This is a genomic window from Lentzea alba, assembly GCF_011067745.1.
Taxonomy (GTDB): domain Bacteria; phylum Actinomycetota; class Actinomycetes; order Mycobacteriales; family Pseudonocardiaceae; genus Lentzea; species Lentzea alba.
The window spans coordinates 167,252-185,370 of record NZ_JAAMPJ010000017.1 but is presented as its reverse complement, the minus strand read 5'-3'; the positions used below and the strand labels follow the sequence as shown (position 1 = coordinate 185,370).

Here is an 18,119-nt window from a genome sequence, read left to right as displayed (position 1 = left end):
AGTACACAGAGCCAAGGGCCCGGTCCACTACAGCCGGGACGCATGAATCAGCAGGTTCCTACACGTAACGAATTTGTGCTTTCCTACAAACACGAATGGACGAAAGTGACCAGTCATGTTGTTGCTGCGGACGTTGCTGCAGATGCCGGAACTGCGGCTGAGCCTGCAAACCGGTGAGGACCAGCTCGACCGCACGGTCAGCCGCGTGTACGGAACGGAGCTGCCCGACCCCAGCCGGTACCTGTCCGGCGGGGAGCTCGTGCTGTCCGGCCTGCTCTGGCACCACGGCCCGCAGGACTCCGAGACGTTCGTCCGCTCGCTCGCCGCGGCCCGCGTCGCCGGTCTGGCCGCGTCCGAGACCGAGAACCGCTCGTTGCCCGACGACCTGGTCGACGCCTGCGTCCGCCACCACGTGCCGTTGCTCGAGGTGCCGGTCGACCTGTCGTTCGCGACCATCACCGAACGCGTGTCGATGGAACTGGTCGGGCTGTCACGGCACCGCCGGTTGCTGAACGTCGTCGCGGAAGGCGCCGGGCTGCCCGCGTTGTTGTTGGCGGGCGGCCACGAGCTGAACGCGCCGTGCTGGGTGCTCTCCACCGCGGGCCGGGTCGTGGCGGGCGGCGAGCTGCCCGATCGGGTCACGCTGGTGAAGGAGTTCCTGCAGGCCGAGCGGCTCCCGAAGACGGTCAAGGGCAGGACGCTCGTTCCTGTCTCCGAACGCGGCGGCACCCGGCTCACCAGCTGGATCCTCGTCGTAGGCGGCGAACCGCAGCAAGAGGCCGCCGCCGAGCTCGCGTCCCTGGTCGGGTTGGAACGCCTCCGCCAGGCGCAGGGCCGGCAGATCGAGAACCGCACGGCCGGACCGCTGGTCACCGCCGTGCTGAGCGGATCCGCGGACGTCGAGTCACGGCTGGCGGCGGCCGGGCTGGAGAACGCACGGCTGCGGGTCATCAGCGCCGTGACCTCCGACCAGCGCACGGACCTGGCGACCGCGGTGCTGGAGGAGACGCTGCCGCAGGCGTTGGTCACGCCCGTCGGCGACATGGTCTACGCGGTGGCGAAAGCCGACGACTCGCTGCCGGACGACGTGCGCGAGGCGCTGCGCGTGATGGAGCCGGGCCTCGGGTCGGCACGCGTCCTGGTCGGCATCAGCTCGCCGGTCGAGTGGCGCGGTTTGCGCGGCGCCGCGGAGGAAGCCACACACGCGCGTCAGCTCGGCGAACGGCGTGGTGGTCGCACGTGCGTGGTGGCGGGCGAGGAGATCGCGCTCTACCAACTGCTGCTCGCGGGCGTACCGGAAGAGCTGCGGGCGTCGTTGCGGCGCCGGCTGCTCGGCCCGGTGCTGGACTACGACGCCGAGCACGGGTCGGATCTCACCGGCACGCTGAAGGTCTTCCTGGACTGCTCCGGCTCGTGGACCGCCGCGGCCGCCAAGCTGCACGTCCACGTGAACACGCTGCGGTACCGGGTGGGCCGAGTCGAGGAACTGCTGGGCGTCGACCTGGCCGAGTTCGAGGCGCGCGTGGACCTCTTCCTGGCGCTGCAGGCGGGGTAGCTTGGGAGTGTGCCCTTCGACCTGATGAAGGTGCTGCGCAGGTTGCGTACTGCCCCGGTGTCCCAGCATCGGCCGATCGAACGCATCGCGGCCGACCTTCGTCGTGTGCGCCGGGCGCTGGCCTGCTTCGAGCCGGAGGACTCGGCGATCAAGAAGATCGCCGCTCGTCAGGCCTACGACGCGTTGCTCGTGCAGGCCTGTGCGTCGTTGGAGGTCGAGCACCGGCTGGACCTGTTGCCGCAGGGGGTGGACCGCGAGATCGAGCGGTTCAGGGTCGAGGAATGTCTGAGGCGCCTCGGGTTGTCCGTCTGACGGCTGATGTGGCTTGAGCCTTCAGGCTGATGTATCTGCGGGCTCGCGTTTCCTACCGTTCCCGACATGAGAACCGCCGCCTTACTCATGGGCCTGCTGCTGGCCGGAAGCACCGGTTGCGCGGCAGCGCCCCACATCCGCGTGGTGGTGGAGGGATCGGGCACGACGGACCAGCTCACCTACGTGTTTCCCGGTGAGGAGGAACGGACGCTGCGTAACCCGGACATGCCGTTCGAACGCATCGGCGCGCGCAAGGGACGGGTGGCCGTCCGGCTCGAGGGCGTGCACGGCGAGCTCACGTGCAAGATCATCATCAACGGCCGCCAGGTCAAGAGCGCCACCTCCAACACGGGTGCCGCACTGGCGTGCGATCACTCTATGGCTGTCTGACGCAAGACGGTGAAAGCCCGTAGCTTCAAGGTGTCGGGGAGGTACGGGTGATGAGTGACGTTCTGACGGGCACCAGCACAGGCGCGATCCGCTGCACCTACGACGTACCGAGGCGGTTCCGGCCGCCGGCGCCGCCGCGGCACTTCGTGGGCCGCGACGCCGAACTGGCGGGCATCAGGGCCGGCGGGGTGACGGTGCTCAGCGGGCCCGGCGGGGTGGGGAAGACCGCGCTGGCGCTGAAGTGGTTGCAGGAGCGGCGATCCGGCGAGCAGTTGTACGTCGACCTGGCGACCCAGGATCTCGATCGGCTGCTGCGGGCGTTCGGTCTCGACGGCGTCGCCGCGGACGAGACGGCGGCGGTGTTCCGGGGCCTCGTGGCCAGGCGGCAGTTCACCCTGTTGCTGGACAACGCGGACTCCGCCGACCAGGTGACGCCGCTGCTGCCCGCGTCCGGCACGGTGCTCGTGACCAGCCGGGTGAAGCTGGACCTTCCGGAGGCGCAGGAGATCGAGGTCGAACCGCTCACCGACGACGGGCGTCTCGGCCAGCTGCTCGACCGGTCCTATGTGGAGCTTCCGGAACGGCAGGCGCGGCTGTACCGGTTGTGCGCGTGGGAGCCCGGCACGTTCGGCGTGCCGGTGGCGGCGGCGATCGCGGGGGAGCCCGACTGCGACGTCGAGGACGCGCTGGACGACCTGGTCGAGAAGTCGTTGCTGACCGAGGTCGGTGACTACGCGTTCCGGTTCCACGACCTTGTGCGTGCCCACGCGCGCACGAAGCGCTATCAATAGTAAATTGCACACACGGCCGTTCAACGACATAGCTCTCTGATAAACGAAGAACGTTGCCGCTAAAGGGTTGTCCACACCGGGTGGTCCCATTCGGGAATCCGAATTGGTCATATCCTTCGCGTCATGCCGAAGGATTTCCGGGCCACGACGCTCGAACGCGCCATCGGGCGGCAGCTGGCCGGGTGGCGCAACGAGCGCGAGCTCAGCCTCGCGGAGGCGGGCCAGCGCGTGGGTTTCAGCAGCGCCAAGCTGTCCATGATGGAGAACGCCGTGCAGCCGTCGGCGCCGGTCGACGTCATGGCGCTGGGTTACGTCTACAAGGTGCCGACGCCGCAATGGCAGGCCGTGGTGTTGCGGGCGCAGTACGCGGAACACGCCCGTACGCGCGCGCTCAACAACGAGCCGAACTTCGATCCGGCCGCCGACTTCACGAATCTCGTGTTCGAGGCGACATCGCTGCGGGTGTTCACGACGGATCTCGTGCCCGCCGTCTTTCAACTCGGCGGGTACACGAACGCGGCGATGCTGACCGACGACCCGGTGCGGATCGCGCGGCTGACGATGGTGCGGGAGGCGTGGTCGGCGCGGCTGGGCGACAAGGACCCGCTGACCGTGCAGGCGGTCTTCCCGGAAGCCGTGCTGCGGCAGGTCGTCGGCGGGCCGCGGGTGATGAAGGCGCAGCTGCTGCACCTGATGGAGGTCAGCGAGCACCCGACGGTGAGCCTGCAGGTCGTGCCGCGCGCCGCCGGGGCCTATCCGGCGATGGGGTCGCCGTTCACGTTGCTGGAGTTCCCGCACCGCCAGCACAACGACGTGGCGTACCTGGAGACCTTCATCAAGGGCGAGTACTTCGAGGAACCCGGCCTGACCGAGCAGTGCGCCCAGCGGTTCACCGGGCTGCAGCAGCTCGCGCTCGGCACCGGCGAGTCGCTGGAGCTCATCGCCGAGGCCGCCGCGGAACTGTGAGGGTCAGGGCGGGTCGATGCTGAAGACCACTCGGTGCCCTGTCCACTCGTTCAGGCCCCACAGGCGTCCGGACGCACGGCTGTAGGAGAGGTTCTGAGTGAGGCTGGGGGCCCTGGTGAGCACGGACGGCGCGGCGCCGGGTTGTGCGCGGTGGACGCACGAGTAAGCGCCGCGGGCCGTGGGGTCGGCGACCCAGCTCGTGGGGCATTCGCCGGCCATGTAGTACCAGGTGCCGTCGGTTGCCACGCCCTGCATCTGGAAGACCGGCGTGCTGTACCCGGCCGCGGCGGAAGTGGTGTTGACGGCGTCGCCGTTGTCCGCCCTGGGCAGGTCGTAGCGGTCGCTCAACGGCCAGCGGGCGATCCGGCCTCCGCCACCCGCGTCGTGGGAGCGGTACTCGCCGGAGACCAGGGTGGGCGGGGTGGTGCTGCGGTCGAGGCTCAGCGAACCCAGGCAGATCGGTCCGCTGCCTCCCGCGCAGGCGCGAGGATTGGTCGAGCGCTCAGCCGTGTGATAGCGGGCCACCAGCGGTAGTGCCCACTGGTGCCAGCGCGCTGACGAGGCGCCGGCGCGAATGCCGGTCTCCTCGCGGGAAGTGGTGCTCATCTTCCACAGGTACTGCATGTCGAAGACTAGGAGCTCGCCGCCGTTGGCCACGAACAGCTTGTTGCCGTACCAGACGATGCCGTCGGCGTGGACGTTGGTGACGGGGATGAAGTTGCCGGACGAGTCGTTGCCGGTGGGCTGGACGAGCATGACGTGGCCGTAGGTGATCCGGCCGCCGGTGGACTCGGCGATGGTGATGCGCCCGAACCGGTCCTTTCCTCCCGCCTCACTGCCGAAGAACCAGGAGGCCAGGTAGAGGTGGTGGCCGTGGTACGACGTCCCGTCGAAGTCGTGGGAGGCCGTGAGTCCCTGGGGGTGCCAGCCGCCGTCGGCGGAGTAGGCGCTGGTGTTGTCGTCCGCCTGGTCCCAGCAGAAACCGTCGTACTTGTAGGTGCCGTCCAGTCCCGTGTCGTGGCACAGGGCCGCCCGTCCGACGTGCTGCGCGGACTGCGCCACCTGCAACGGTGTGACCCTGGTGACCGCGCCGGACGCCTCGGCGCCCCTGATGGCCGCGCCGTACGCGCGCCAGTCCGCCGTCGGGTCGATCTTGAGCTTGAAGTCCCTGGAGGCGTTCGGCAGGACGGTCAACGCGGTCGCCGCCGACGCCGGCTGCACCCACGTCAGCGAGGCGACGAAAGCGACCAGCACGACGAGCAGCCGGGTTCGCGTGCCTTCTCCGATGATCACCAACTCAGCCTAGCCACCGCTGAGCTGTGGACATGTCGGCTTCCTGAGAAAACTCCGGTTCGCCCCTCCGCAGGCACAAGGATCGGAGACGCACCCCAAACCAAAGGAGACGGCATGTACCGCAGATTCGGTGTCCTGCTCGCGGCGGTCCTGGGCCTCACGCTCACCGCCGCGGCGCCGGCCACCGCAGACGCGTCCCAGCATGATCCAACAGGGCAGTTCCCGACGGAGTTCTCCCTGCCGAACGGGTGGCAGCCGGAAGGCATCGCGATCAGCGGCGCCACGGCCTACTTCGGGTCGCGGGCCGACGGGTCGATCTACGCGGCGGACCTGCGCACCGGCAAGGGCAAGGTGCTCGCCAAGGGGCCCGGCACGCCGTCGCTCGGCATGAAGGTCGATGCGCGCAAACGGCTGTGGGTCGCGGGTGGTGTTGGTGGCGACGCACGCGTCTACGACACCCGCACCGGCGTGTTGCTGGCGAAGTTCCAGTTCGCGACCGCGGACACGTTCGTCAACGACGTCGTGCTGACCGAGAAGTCGGCGTGGTTCACTGACTCGCGCAAGGCGGTTCTGTACGAGGTGCCGCTCAACCTCAAGCCGCACCGGACCCTGGCGCTGACCGGCGACCTCGTCGTCACGCCCGGTGCGACGAACCTCAACGGAATCGTCACCGGGCTCGACGGGGGTTTGATCGCCGTGCAGAGCAACACCGGGTTGCTCTTCCGGATCGATCCACGGACGGGCAAAACCGCGAACATCAATTTGCACGGTCAAGTACTCACCAATGGAGACGGCCTGTTGCGTGAGGGGCGCCAGTTGTTCGTGGTGCAAAACAGGTTGAACAAAGTAGCGCGCTACACGCTCAGTCGTGATGGCGCGACCCTTGCGGCGGAACGCACGGACGCGCGGTTCGACGTTCCTACGACTGTCGCCGCGTTCGGCAAGCGTCTGTACCTGCCGAATGCCCGGTTCAGCACGCCGCCGACGCCCGAGACGACTTACACCGTCGTCGCTGTAGAGCGTCCGTAGAACGAGCACAGGAACTAGCCCGTACGGGGGTTCTTGCCTTGTGAGAACCCTCGTACCGGGTGTTGCGCCGCTCACTCGACTGGGTAGCCTGCCAACCGCGTACTGCGTGTGATCGCTGTCATTGGGTAACGATGATCTCTACTTGTAACCTAATTGCAGCCGAAGGAGTGACTCGGGTTACCTGCGGCGCTAGCTGTGGGACACGGGAGACCAAGAGAGCGCTGTGAGCGAGAAGAGCGGTTACACACCGACCAACCCGCGGACCATTCGGTCGCGGCTGGCTGGTGTTGTGGTCGTGCCCAGCGTGGTGCTCCTGATCATGTGGGCGGTTTTCTCCTCTTACACCCTTTTTGACGGTATCTACATGCGGTCGGTCGCTTCGAGCGTGAAGGACGCGACGATCCCGTCCGTCGACGCGTTCGCCGGACTGCAGAAGGAACGTCAGCTGAGCCTCGAGCTGCTGAGCAAGGCCGCCGGAGTGGACGCGGCCGCGCTGAACCGGCAGCAGGACGTCACCGACGAGTCGGTCCGGAAGATGAAAGCCGCGTTCACGGACCTCGCGGACAGCTCACCCCAGGACATCGTCGACCGGATCAACGCACTCAACTCCGTGCTGGACGAGCTGCCGCAGCAGCGTGCGCAGGTCGAGTCGGGCGCCGCGAACCCGCAGGCGGTCTACGACTACTACAACGGCCTGCTCGACGCGGGCGTGGCGCTGTTCTCCCGGCAGGCGCGGCTGGTGCCGGACGCGGAGGCGAGCCAGGCCAACGTTCAGGCCGTCACGATCTTCCAGGCCGCCGACTGGATGTCCCGCGACACCACCATCGGCTCACGCGGGTTGCTCAACGGCACGTTCACCCCCGCCGAGCGCATCGAGTTCGCCCGGCTCGTCGGTGCCTACCACGCCGGCATCGACTCCACGATCCCGTTCGCACTCGAGCAGCCGCGCGCGCAGTACGACGCGCTGCGGGGGAGTGCGGAGTACCGGGCGCTGCTCGACCTCGAAGGCCGGATCATCAACGGCGACGCGGGAGTCACCGACCAGCAGTGGCGCGCGGCGGCCGGTCCGGTGCACGAGAAGCTCGTCGGGATCGCGATCCAGCAGGCGGGAGACGGCGCGAACCTGGGTCTCGCCAAGGCCGGCAGCCGGTTCACCGCGGTGCTGATCGGCAGCCTGATCGCGTTGCTCGCGGTCGTCGTGGGCATCGTGCTGGCGCTGCGCATCTCGAACCGGCTCGTGTCGCGGGCCCTGGTCACGCGGCTGGCGTCGTTGCGCGAGGACACGCTGCGGCTCGCGCAGGAACGGCTGCCGCACATCGTGGCGCGGCTGCGCGGCGGCGAGCAGGTGGACGTGCACCGCGACATGCCGCCGCTGGACTACGGCAACGACGAGATCGGCCAGGTCGCGGACGCGTTCAACACCGCCCAGTACACGGCGGTCGCGGCGGCGGTGAAGGAGACGCAGGCCCGTGAGGGCGTGAACCGGGTCTTCCTCGACATCGCGCACCGCAACCAGGGTCTCGTCCACCGGCAGCTCAAGATCCTCGACAAGCTGGAGCGCGAGGAGGAGCACCCCGAGCAGCTCGACTCGCTGTTCCAGCTCGACCACCTGGCGACGCGTGCCCGCCGCAACGCGGAGAACCTGATCATCCTCGCCGGGGAGCAGCCGGGCAGGCAGTGGCGCAAGCCGGTGCGGCTGAGCGACGTCATCCGCTCCGCGGTCGCCGAGACCGAGCAGTACGTCCGGGTCAGGGTCAACCCGGTGCCCGACCGCGCACTGGTGGGGGTGGCCGTCGCCGACACCATCCACCTGCTCGCGGAGCTCGTCGACAACGCGACGGCGTTCTCGTCGCCGCGGTCGGAGGTGATCGTCCACTCCAGCGCCGTGCCGCACGGGATCGTGATCGAGATCGAGGACCACGGGCTCGGCATGACGCGGGAGGAGCGTCTGCAGGCCAACGCGAAGCTCTCCAACCCGCCGGCCTTCGAGACGATGGCGTTCCGGGGCGAGTCCCGGCTGGGGCTGTTCGTCGTCGCCCGGCTCGCCGCGCGGCGGGGCATCAAGGTGGAGCTGCGCGACTCGCCCTACGGCGGCACGGTCGCGTTGTGCGTGCTGCCGCCGAACATCGTCGCCCCACACAACACGGCCGGCGACATCACCGAGACCACGCAGATGCCGGTGCGGTCGTTCCACGACCACCACCACGGCCACGTCGAGGAACACCCGAGTTTCCCGATCACGGTGACCCCCGAGGTGCGGGCGGCGCTGAACTCGACGGCTCCGCCGGCCGTTTCCGAGACAGACGCACCCGTGGACGAACCGACCCCAACACCACTTCCGCAGGATGGGAAGGCCCCACTTCCCCGCAGGAAGAAGCGGCAGAATCTGGCGCCGCAGCTCATGCAGTCCGCGGAGGAGACGCCGCACGCCGAGCCGGTGAGCGGCGCAAGGCCGGCCGAGCGGATCCGAGACGGGCTCGCCGCGTTCCAGCGCGGCACCCGTGACGCCCGGCTGACCGACGACTGGAGATCAGAAGGAGCCCCCTCGTCATGAAGGACAACACCAGCCAGCACGGCGAACTGAACTGGTTGCTGGAGGACCTGATCCAGCGCGTGGTCGGCGCCCGTCACGCGGTCGTGCTGTCGGCGGACGGCCTCCTGCTGGGCCGCTCGGCAGGCCTGTCCCGCGACGACTCGGAGCACCTGTCCGCGATGGCGTCGGCGTTCCAGTCGCTCGCCCGCGGCACGGGCCGGCACTTCGGCGGCGGCGCGGTCCGGCAGACCATCGTCGAGATGGAGCACGCCTACCTGTTCGTGACCGCGGCCGGGCACGGCGCGTGCCTCGCGGTCCTGGGCGAGGAGGACGCCGACATGGGCATGATCGCCTACGAGATGAACATGCTGGTCAAGCGGGTTGGCACGTACCTCTCGTCGGCCCCGCGCCAGGAAACGGCAACCGTCCCCTCGGCGCGTGAGTCGCGCTGATGACCGCGCGGGAGGACTGGTGGTACGACGAGGCCGCGGGGCCTCTCGTGCGGCCGTACGCCATGGTGCGCGGCCGCACCCGGCCGAACGCGCCTGACTTGCACCTGGTGACGCAGGTCCGAGCGTCCTCGTTTGCGTCCGACCAGACGTCGCTGACGGTCGAACATCGCGAGATCATGGCCCTGTGCGCACGCCCCCTGTCGGTCGCCGAGGTCGCCGCCTACCTCGACGTCCCGCTCGTCGTCGTCAAGGTCCTGCTGTCGGACCTCATCGAGCGGGGTGACGTGCTGGTGCAGAACTCCTCCCCCCAGATTCCCGACCGGGATCTCCTGCAGGCCGTACTGGATGGTGTTCGTGGGATCTGACGTCCAGCAGACCGTGCCGACCGCGGTCAAGATCGTCATCGCCGGCGGGTTCGGCACCGGCAAGACCACCATGGTCGCGTCGGTCTCGGAGATCCCGCCGCTGCGGACCGAGGAACTGCTCACCGAGGCCGGTGTGCACGTCGACGACCTCGCCGGCATCGAGGGCAAGGACACGACGACCGTCGCCTTGGACTTCGGCCGGATCACGATCAACACGACGGTCGTGCTGTACCTGTTCGGAACGCCGGGCCAGAACAGGTTCTGGTTCATGTGGGACGAACTGGCGACCGGTGCCATCGGCGCCGTGGTCCTGGTGGACACGCGGCGGCTGGACTCGTCGTTCCCGTCGATCGACTTCTTCGAGCACCGCGGCATCCCGTTCGTCGTGGCCGTGAACTGCTTCGACGGGGCGCAGCTCTACACCGTGGACGAGGTCCGGCACGCCCTCGATCTCGACGACGGGATCCCGGTGGTGCTGTGCGACGCGCGGAACCGCGAGTCGTCCAAGACGGTGCTCGTCGGCCTGATCCAGCACTCGATGAACCGGCTGGCCGCTGTTTAGGGTGTTCGTGCTGGTGGGAGGCTGGCCGGGAGCGGGCAAGACCACGTTGGCGACCGCGCTCGGTCCGTCGCTCGGGTTGCCGGTGCTGGCCAAGGACGACGTCAAGGAGGCCCTCGCCGACGAGCTCGGCCCGCCTGCCACGGTGAGCGAGTCGCGGCGGCTGGGCAGGGCGGCGGTCCTCGCGGTGCTGCGGATCGCACGTCGATGTCCGGGCGCGGTGGTGGACAGCACGTGGTTCGACTACACCCGCCCCCTGGTGGCGGCATTGCCCGGGCCCGTGGTGGAACTGCGTTGCGTCGTGCCGGTGGAGGTGGCTCGGGCGCGCTATTGCGCCAGGGCCGCCGATCGCCATGCGGGGCACCTGGATCTGGAGCGCGACGAGGCCGAGCTGTGGGGAGAACCGGTGCGCCCGTTGGGCGTCGGCCCGGTGGTGGAGGTCGACACCACCGAACCGCTGGACGTTCCCGCGATCGCCGCCGAAGTCCGCAGAGCAGCCGGTCTCGCCGGGCGCTAGGCGGTCAGGCGCTGGGCGGTCAGCACGAAGAACAGGAAGCTGGGACTCGCGGTGAGCGCGGTCGCTGACGTGGCTCGCTCCTCGGAGCGGCCGTCCAGGTGCCTGTCACCCGTGCACGACGGCCAGGCGGCGTGGCGGGTGGTAGTTGTAGCTGTAGCTCACGTCGCGGAAGCCGAGGCACAGCGCGAACGGCCGGTCGCCGAACTCCCGTTCCAGGTTTCGCCAGTTGCGGACCAGGAACTCGGTGGCCGCCCACGTCGTGTCACCTCTGCGGCCCAGGCAGAACACCACCGTCGTGCCGCGCGCGGCGTCGCGCACCCGTTCCACCACGGCGAGTTCCAAGGCCTCGGACGTGATCTTCCTGCCGACGTCCGCCCCTCCCAGCACCTCTGCGAACTGCTGCTGCCGCGGGCCGGCTTCTTCCAGTTCGTTCGACAGGCGGAGGCTCACCAGGTTCTCGTCGAGGTAGAGCCTCCGGATGCTGTTGCGCACGGCACCGCCGACCACGACGAGGTTGCCGCTCAGCTCGGTGAACTGCTTCGGGTCGTCGGACGTCGAGGGGCTCACCGAGGTGCGGAAGTCGTAGCGGTGGCGACCGAGGTAGATCGCGTCGACCAGGCCACGGACCATGTCCGGGAGGCGGAACGACGCGGAGCCGAACAGGCGGTTCACGCCCTCGGAGGCGCGCAGTTCGTGAAGTGTGACCGAGTACCCGCGCGGCCGCGTGCTGGCCGAGCTGTTCCACACGTTCGACAGGCACACGACCAGTTGCTGGTTCGTGTCCAGCCCGAAGAACCTGCGGAACCGGCGTTGGCCGACCCGGACCGTCCCTGCCGCGGCGAGACCGAGGCCGATCCAGAAGACGATGTTCGCGATGACGTTGCTTGCGATGTCGGCCAGCACTTGATCAGCATTGCGGGTGTGGCGCGTGCTGATCAAGGGGAGCTCTCGGCCGAGAGCTCCCCTTCACCGCGTCACTTCGCGTAGTTGTGGAAACCGCGGCCCGACTTCTTGCCCAGCAGGCCCGCGTCCACCATGCGCAGCAGCAGCGGCGGCGGCGAGTACAGCGGCTCCTTGAACTCGTCGTACATCGACTCGGCGATGGCCTTCGTGGTGTCGAGGCCGATCAGGTCGGTGAGCCTCAACGGCCCCATCGGGTGGGCGCAGCCGAGCACCATGCCGTTGTCGATGTCGTCGGCCGAGGCGAAGCCGGACTCCAGCATGCGGATCGACGAGAGCAGGTAGGGGATCAGCAGCGCGTTGACCACGAAGCCGGCGCGGTCCTGCGAGCGGATGACCTCCTTGCCCAGGACAGTGCGCACGAACGACTCCGCGCGGTCCTGGGTGGTGGCGCCGGTCAACAGGGACGGCACGATCTCCACCAGCTTCAGCACGGGCACCGGGTTGAAGAAGTGCACGCCGATGACCTGCTCGGGGCGCTGGGTCGCCATGCCGAGCTTCATGATCGGGATGGACGACGTGTTGGACGCGAAGATGGCGTCCTCGTCCTTCACGACCTTGTCGAGCGCGGTGAAGACGTCGGTCTTGATCTGCTCGTTCTCGGCGACCGCCTCGACCACGAACTGGCGGTCGGCGAATTCGCCGATGTCGGTGGTGAACCGGATGCGCGCCAGGGCGGCCTCGCGGTCCTCTGCGCTCAGCTTCCCCGACTTCACGCCCCTGGCGAGCGATGAGGCGATCCGCCCCTGCGCTGCCGCGGCCGCGTCCACGTTGACCTCGGCGACGATGACGTCGAGGCCGGCGCGGGCGCTCACCTCGGCGATTCCGGAACCCATGAGGCCGGAACCGACGACTCCCACTCGTTGAATGTCACTCACACGCCCGATCCTGCCATGAGCATCTCGAACCGAGGTGGTGCTGCCACAATCGTTCGGTGTCGCACGGAGTGAACACGGTCAACGGTGTGCACGGCACAGTGATCGGCAACGTTGTGCAGGCGGGCTCCATCACGATTGCCGAGGCCCCGCCGCCCGCGATCGCGTTGGGAGGACTCCCGCCGCAGTCGACGTTCGTCGGCAGGGACGAGCAGGTCGCGGTGCTGTCGGACCTGCTGCGCCCGGACGCGAGTGTGCCCGTCGTCCTGGTGGACGGGCTGGCGGGGATCGGTAAGACCGCCCTGGCGTTGCGGGTGGCGGCGAGTCGCAAACGTGAGTTTTCCGGCGGTGTCGTGATGATCGACATGCGCGGGTACGACGACGAGGAACAACGGGTCACGGCGTTCGCGGCGCTCGGTTCGCTCTTGCGGGCCGTGGGGGTGCACGCCGAGCGGGTCCCGGTGGATCTGCCCGGCCGCTCGTGGCTGTGGCGCACCGTGCTTGCGGAGTACGGCGAGCACCCGATCCTGGTGGTGATCGACAACGTCTCGGCGGTGGACCAGGTGGTGCCGCTGCTGCCCGGTGACGGCGCGCACAAGGTGCTGGTGACCAGCAGACACCGGCTCGCGGGGCTGCCGGGAGGGCGGATGACGGTGCCGGCACTGCCCTCCGCAGCGGCGATCGGCCTGCTGACCGACGCGGGCGATCATGCGGAGCGGCTCTCGTCGTTGTGTGGTGGGTTGCCGTTGGCGCTGCGAACCGTCGCCGCTCTGCTGGCCACCGATCCAGGCCGGCCGGTGACCGACCTGATCGAAGCGCTGGAAGACGAGAGCGAACGGCTCACCGAGCTCGATCTCGACGGCACGCTCTCGGTGCGTGCTGCCTTCAATCTGTCGTACGAACGGCTCGACGAGGCGGAACGCAGGGCATTGCGGCTGCTCGCGGTCAACAAGGGACCTCACGTGAGTGCCGAGGCTGCGGCTCGGCTGCTGGACTCACCCGTGCGAGCGGCCGACCGGATGCTGAGGCGGTTGCAGCGCGCCTCGCTGATCGAGCGCGGAACGTTCGGGCGATGGCTGATGCACGATCTGCTTCGGCTCTACGCGACCGAACTCGGCGACACCGAGTGTGCCGTCGCGAGCGTGCGGTTGGTCGAGCACTACTTGGACGGTGCACGCGGCGTGGCCACGTGCCTCGATCCCCAGGCCGAGTTCCCTGTTGTGTTCAGCACCAGGGCGGAGGCGCTGAGGTGGGCTGACATCGAGTTCCCCAACCTGATCGCCGTTTTCTCGTTCGCTGCCGACCACCACGTGCGTGACCTTTGTACGGCGATGAAGCCGTATTTCGAACTCAGACGACCCGCGAGCGACTGGATCTTCGCCGCACGTTGCGCGGTGCGTGCGTGCGTTCGGCTGAACGACGACGCCGGTTCGGCGATCGCGCACAACGCTCTCGGCAACGCGTTCCTCTCGGCGCGCCGGGTAGCGGATGCGTTGTGGGAGTACGAGACGGGGTTGAGCCACGCCCGGAACGCAGGGGACAGCGCGCTGGTGAGCATGGCGCTCGTGAACATCGGTAACGCACGTCGGGTACTGGGTGACCCGATGGGTGCCATGGAGCTGTACGAGTACGTGCGAGCGGTTCAGCGAACCTCCGGGCACCGGCTCGGCTCGCTGAGGACGCTGATCAATCTCGGTGCTGTGTACCGCGAACTCGGCAAGCAGAAGCTGGCGCTGCGCGCTCTCACCGAGGCGTTGGAACAGCAACAGATCGAAGGCTTCCCACTCGAGGTCATCGCCGCGGTCCAACTCGGTCACGCCTACCGCGACGCCGGGCTGCGGCGACTTGCGCGCCAGAACTACGAACGTGCGTTGGAGACGTGCAGGGATCTGGGTGACGATCGCGGCACCGCCGCGATCGAGCGCATGGTGCAGAAGCTGAGCGACTACCCGTCAGATGAGGATGATGACTGGTTCGCCTACGTGGACCACTTCTTGTAGATCCTGATCACGAAGGCCGTGGGAGGGTGATCATCTGTACGTCAGGCACAATCCTGCGGTGCCCAAGCAGATCAATCGTGTGCAAGGCTCAGTTGCCGGAACGGTCGTGCAGGTCGGCACCGTGACGATGAACGAGGCCCTTCCACAACCGATCGGGTTGAACGGCTTGCCTCCGCGACGGTTGTTCGTCGGCAGGGCCGAGCAGGTCGCGGAGTTGCGCGGCGTGTTGAGCCCTGATTCACCGGTTGCCGTCGCGGCTGTCGCGGGACTTCCCGGAGTCGGGAAAACAGCGCTGGTCACGCACGTCGCGTGGCAGGTGCGAGATGAGTTCCCCGGTGGTGTCGTGATGATCGACATGCGTGGCTGCGATGATCAGCCGGTCACGGTGTCCCATGCACTCGGCTCACTGCTGGTGGCCGTGGGGATGCGAGCAGAGCAGGTGCCGCCGGACGACCAGGCGCGCATGTGGCTTTGGCGGACAGTTCTCGCCGAGATGCCGCCGACGTTGCTGATCGTCGACAACGCCTTGTCGGCGGCACAGGTGCTTCCGCTGCTTCCGGGTCATCCTGGCCATCGGTCGCTGGTGACGAGCAGGCGTCGGCTTGCGGCGTTGGAGAACGCTCGGCATGTGACGGTGCCCGTGCTGCCGACTGACGCGTGTGTGGAGTTGCTTCGGACACGTCTATCTGCGGAGTACGACACGAACACCTCCGCGGATGGAACGGCTCGGCTCGTGGAGTTGTGCGGCTGGCTGCCTCTTGCGTTGCACACCGCGGTCGCACTGCTCGGGACGGACTCGCACCCCACGGTCGAGGATCTGGTGGCGGCGCTGGAAGACGAACAGACTCGCCTCAGCGAGCTCGACATGGAGGAGGACGCCCTCTCTGCGAGGGCGGCCTTTGCGCTGTCGTACCGGCAACTCGGCGAGGGCGAGCAGCGTGCGTTGCGCCTGCTCGGGGTCAACCGGGGGCCGGACATGAGCCTGGAGGCCGCGGCCCACCTCTTCCAGGCGGGGAATCGCGCAGCCCGGCTGATGCTGCAGCGTCTTCAGCGGGCGTCGTTGGTCGATCGTCGGGATCGCAGTCGGTGGGCGATGCACGACCTGCTGCGACTGTTCACGGCCGAACTCGCAAGGGAAGATCAACTCTGTCGGCGTGCCGGTGTGCGACTGACTGACCACTACCTGCGGGGTGCGCGGAGCGCGGCTGGATGGCTCGACCCCGCCGCGATTCCGGACAACAGGTTCTCCACCTGGGACGAAGCACTGATGTGGATGGACGACGAGTATCTGAACCTCGTGTCTGTGTTCGAGTCGGCCACCAACACGCACAAGCGCGCACTGGCTGCGGCCATGAAGCCGTACCTCTACCTGAGAAACCCCGGTCGTTGGAGCGATGTGGCGCGTAGCGCCGTCGACGCCTGCCGCCGCTTGAAGGACGTTGACGGTGAGGCGAGGGCGCGCTTGTTGTTCGGCAGTTCTCTGCTTGCCGCGCGGCTGGCCGCGGATGCGGTGGTGCAGCACGAGATGGTGTTGGCCTACGCAACAGAGGTTGCTGATCGAAATCTGGAGAGCTCCGCGTTGACCAATCTGGGCAACGCACGTCAGATGCTCGGTGAACTGGACGAAGCAGACGAGCTGTACGACCGGGCCTTGGAGATTCGCCGCGAGATCGGTGACGAGCTGGGGGCGCTCCGGGTGCAGGTCAACCAGGCCACGGTACGTCGCAGGCTCGGCGATCCGGCGACGGCCGCGGCAATACTCGAGCACGTGGTGAAGGAAGCGGACCTCTCCGACTCGCACACCGGGATCGTCGCGGCGATCCAGCTCGGGCACACCCATCGCGAACAGAGCAATCGGTTGGAGGCCGAGCGGCAGTACAACCGCGCTTTGCGAGCGTTCCGCGGGTTGAGAGACGTTCGCGGAGTCGCTGTCGTGACGAGTTTTCTGTCAGGGTTGGCATCGTCGGTCCCGATCAGTTGGGTCGAGCTGATGCACTTCTCCAGTCTGGATCTCATCCGCTTCGGCTGACCCACGTTGGCACAGCATCGAGGCCGTGCCAACGTGGGGAATGCACATCGTCAGTCGAGCTCCGCCTCCGCCTTGGCGATCGCCGCGAACTCCTCTTCGGGAGCGTTCGCGACCAGGTGATGACGGCTGTAGAACCAGTAGTAGGCAACAGCGAGCAACACGATGCCCGCCGTCACCGCCGCAGCGATCTCGTCGACGAAGAACGTCGCGATCACAGCGGCAACCGCCAGTACCAGAGCAACGCTCGTGGTGACCACACCGCCAGGAGTCCGGTACGGCCGTGGCAACTCCGGTGCCGTCTTACGCAACACGATGTGCGACACCATCATCAGCACGTAAGACAAGGCAGCACCGAACACCGCGATGTTGATGAGCCGCGCGCCACCCGTCACCGGGTCGACCGTCTTCATGATCGTGGCCAGCACGAACCCGATCGTGCCGGGCACGATCAGGGCCAGGTACGGCGTCTTGCGCTTGCCGGTCTTCGACAGCCAGCGCGGCAGGTAGCCCGCGCGGGACAACGCGAACAGCTGCCGCGAGTAGGCGTAGATGATCGAGAAGAAGGACGCCACCAGGCCGGCCAGGCCCACGTAGTTCACCAGCTGCGCCAGGAAGGTGTCGCCGCCGTACGCGGCGCGAACCGCCTCGGGCAACGGGTTTCCGGACGCCTCCAGCACCTTCGACCCCGCACCACCGGGTGCCACCAGCAAGATCGCCGCCGCGAACACCAGCAGCGCCACCATCGCGCCGATGATGCCGCGCGGCATGTCGCGCTTGGGGTCTCGCGCTTCCTCGGCGGCCAGCGGTACGCCTTCCACCGCGAGGAAGAACCAGATCGCAAACACGATCGCGCCCCACGCCCCGGTGACGCCCATCGGCAGGAACGAACCGTCGCCGATGTCGAACAGCTTGGCGGAGTCGAACTTCGGGATCATGCCCGCCACGAACGCGACCAGGGCGACCACCGCGACGCCGGTGATCACGAACATCAGCCGCAGAGCCTCGCCGACGCCGTAGAGGTGGATGCCGACGAAGATCACGTAGCACGCGAGGTACACCGGCCACGTGGCGTCCAAAATGCCCAGTGCCTTGATGTAGTCGCCGATGAACACCGAGATCGCCGCGGGCGCGATGGCGTACTCGATCAGAATGGCGATACCTGTTGCGTACCCGCCCAACGGGCCGAGCGCGCGCCTCGCGAACCCGTAGCCGGCGCCCGCGACCGGCAGTGCGGAGGCCAGTTCGGCGAGACCGAACACCATGCACGTGTACATCGTCGCCATCAGGATCGTGGCGACCAGCATTCCGCCCCAGCCACCCTGGGCCAGACCGAAGTTCCACCCGGCGAAGTCGCCGGAGATCACGTACGAGACACCCAGCCCGGCCAGCAGGACCCAGCCCGCCGCGCCCCGTTTGAGCTGACGGTGCTCCAGGTAATCGCTGCCCACCTTCTCGTACTCGACGTGCTTGGCCATATGGACTCCTAATAGTCC

General features: G+C 67.9%; 17 protein-coding genes. 13 read left to right on the top strand and 4 right to left on the bottom strand.

What is annotated here, in order from left to right; genetic code table 11:
• Nucleotides 1-115: 115 nt before the first annotated feature.
• From G7043_RS43405 to G7043_RS43385, 5 genes are all read left to right on the top strand, one after another.
• On the top strand, nucleotides 116-1,555 hold the full coding sequence (locus tag G7043_RS43405) for a PucR family transcriptional regulator (protein ID WP_166054787.1): 1,440 nt from the start codon (nucleotides 116-118) through the stop codon (nucleotides 1,553-1,555).
• A 9-nt stretch (nucleotides 1,556-1,564) separates the two neighbouring features.
• Nucleotides 1,565-1,867, top strand: a complete 303-nt coding sequence (locus tag G7043_RS43400) for a hypothetical protein (RefSeq protein WP_207312492.1) — start codon at nucleotides 1,565-1,567, stop codon at nucleotides 1,865-1,867.
• A gap of 66 nt (nucleotides 1,868-1,933) precedes the next feature.
• Nucleotides 1,934-2,257, top strand: coding sequence for a hypothetical protein (locus G7043_RS43395; protein WP_166054785.1), 324 nt, complete (start codon nucleotides 1,934-1,936; stop codon nucleotides 2,255-2,257).
• Nucleotides 2,258-2,307: 50 nt separating this feature from the next.
• Complete coding sequence (locus G7043_RS43390) at nucleotides 2,308-3,048, top strand: ATP-binding protein (protein ID WP_166054783.1); 741 nt, start codon at nucleotides 2,308-2,310, stop codon at nucleotides 3,046-3,048.
• A 123-nt stretch (nucleotides 3,049-3,171) separates the two neighbouring features.
• On the top strand, nucleotides 3,172-4,014 hold the full coding sequence (locus G7043_RS43385; protein WP_166054781.1) for a helix-turn-helix domain-containing protein: 843 nt from the start codon (nucleotides 3,172-3,174) through the stop codon (nucleotides 4,012-4,014).
• A 3-nt stretch (nucleotides 4,015-4,017) separates the two neighbouring features.
• Here G7043_RS43385 and G7043_RS43380 read toward each other — a convergent pair whose 3' ends face one another.
• Nucleotides 4,018-5,307, bottom strand: coding sequence for a hypothetical protein (locus G7043_RS43380; RefSeq protein WP_166054779.1), 1,290 nt, complete (start codon nucleotides 5,305-5,307; stop codon nucleotides 4,018-4,020).
• Between the two features lie 114 nt (nucleotides 5,308-5,421).
• Between G7043_RS43380 and G7043_RS43375 the strand changes: the two genes are divergently transcribed.
• The 6 genes from G7043_RS43375 (at nucleotide 5,422) to G7043_RS43350 (ending at nucleotide 10,762) form a co-directional block, all read left to right on the top strand.
• Complete coding sequence (locus G7043_RS43375; RefSeq protein ID WP_166054777.1) at nucleotides 5,422-6,336, top strand: superoxide dismutase; 915 nt, start codon at nucleotides 5,422-5,424, stop codon at nucleotides 6,334-6,336.
• A gap of 364 nt (nucleotides 6,337-6,700) precedes the next feature.
• Nucleotides 6,701-8,890, top strand: a complete 2,190-nt coding sequence (locus G7043_RS43370; protein WP_242643312.1) for a sensor histidine kinase — start codon at nucleotides 6,701-6,703, stop codon at nucleotides 8,888-8,890.
• Nucleotides 8,887-9,321, top strand: a complete 435-nt coding sequence (locus G7043_RS43365) for a roadblock/LC7 domain-containing protein (protein WP_086667770.1) — start codon at nucleotides 8,887-8,889, stop codon at nucleotides 9,319-9,321. The genes G7043_RS43370 and G7043_RS43365 overlap by 4 nt, the downstream gene beginning before the upstream one ends.
• Nucleotides 9,321-9,686, top strand: coding sequence for a DUF742 domain-containing protein (locus tag G7043_RS43360; RefSeq protein WP_112263002.1), 366 nt, complete (start codon nucleotides 9,321-9,323; stop codon nucleotides 9,684-9,686). The genes G7043_RS43365 and G7043_RS43360 overlap by 1 nt, the downstream gene beginning before the upstream one ends.
• Nucleotides 9,667-10,248: a GTP-binding protein gene (locus tag G7043_RS43355; protein WP_166054775.1), complete on the top strand. Its 582-nt coding sequence runs from the start codon at nucleotides 9,667-9,669 to the stop codon at nucleotides 10,246-10,248. The genes G7043_RS43360 and G7043_RS43355 overlap by 20 nt, the downstream gene beginning before the upstream one ends.
• Before the next feature lies 1 nt (nucleotide 10,249).
• A complete protein-coding gene (locus G7043_RS43350; protein ID WP_166054773.1) occupies nucleotides 10,250-10,762 on the top strand; it encodes an AAA family ATPase in 513 nt (170 codons plus the stop codon).
• 105 nt (nucleotides 10,763-10,867) lie between these two features.
• On the opposite strand, the gene G7043_RS43345 is transcribed toward G7043_RS43350, so the two are convergent.
• Nucleotides 10,868-11,665, bottom strand: coding sequence for a hypothetical protein (locus tag G7043_RS43345; protein WP_166054771.1), 798 nt, complete (start codon nucleotides 11,663-11,665; stop codon nucleotides 10,868-10,870).
• Between the two features lie 71 nt (nucleotides 11,666-11,736).
• A complete protein-coding gene (locus tag G7043_RS43340) occupies nucleotides 11,737-12,600 on the bottom strand; it encodes a 3-hydroxybutyryl-CoA dehydrogenase (RefSeq protein ID WP_166054769.1) in 864 nt (287 codons plus the stop codon).
• Nucleotides 12,601-12,656: 56 nt separating this feature from the next.
• Here G7043_RS43340 and G7043_RS50240 point away from each other — a divergent pair, with 56 nt between their 5' ends.
• Nucleotides 12,657-14,597, top strand: coding sequence for a tetratricopeptide repeat protein (locus tag G7043_RS50240; protein ID WP_166054767.1), 1,941 nt, complete (start codon nucleotides 12,657-12,659; stop codon nucleotides 14,595-14,597).
• Nucleotides 14,598-14,655: 58 nt separating this feature from the next.
• Nucleotides 14,656-16,626, top strand: a complete 1,971-nt coding sequence (locus G7043_RS50235) for a tetratricopeptide repeat protein (protein WP_166054765.1) — start codon at nucleotides 14,656-14,658, stop codon at nucleotides 16,624-16,626.
• 50 nt (nucleotides 16,627-16,676) lie between these two features.
• Here G7043_RS50235 and eat read toward each other — a convergent pair whose 3' ends face one another.
• Nucleotides 16,677-18,101, bottom strand: a complete 1,425-nt coding sequence (eat, locus tag G7043_RS43325; RefSeq protein ID WP_166054763.1) for an ethanolamine permease — start codon at nucleotides 18,099-18,101, stop codon at nucleotides 16,677-16,679.
• Between the last annotated feature and the right edge of the window lie 18 nt (nucleotides 18,102-18,119).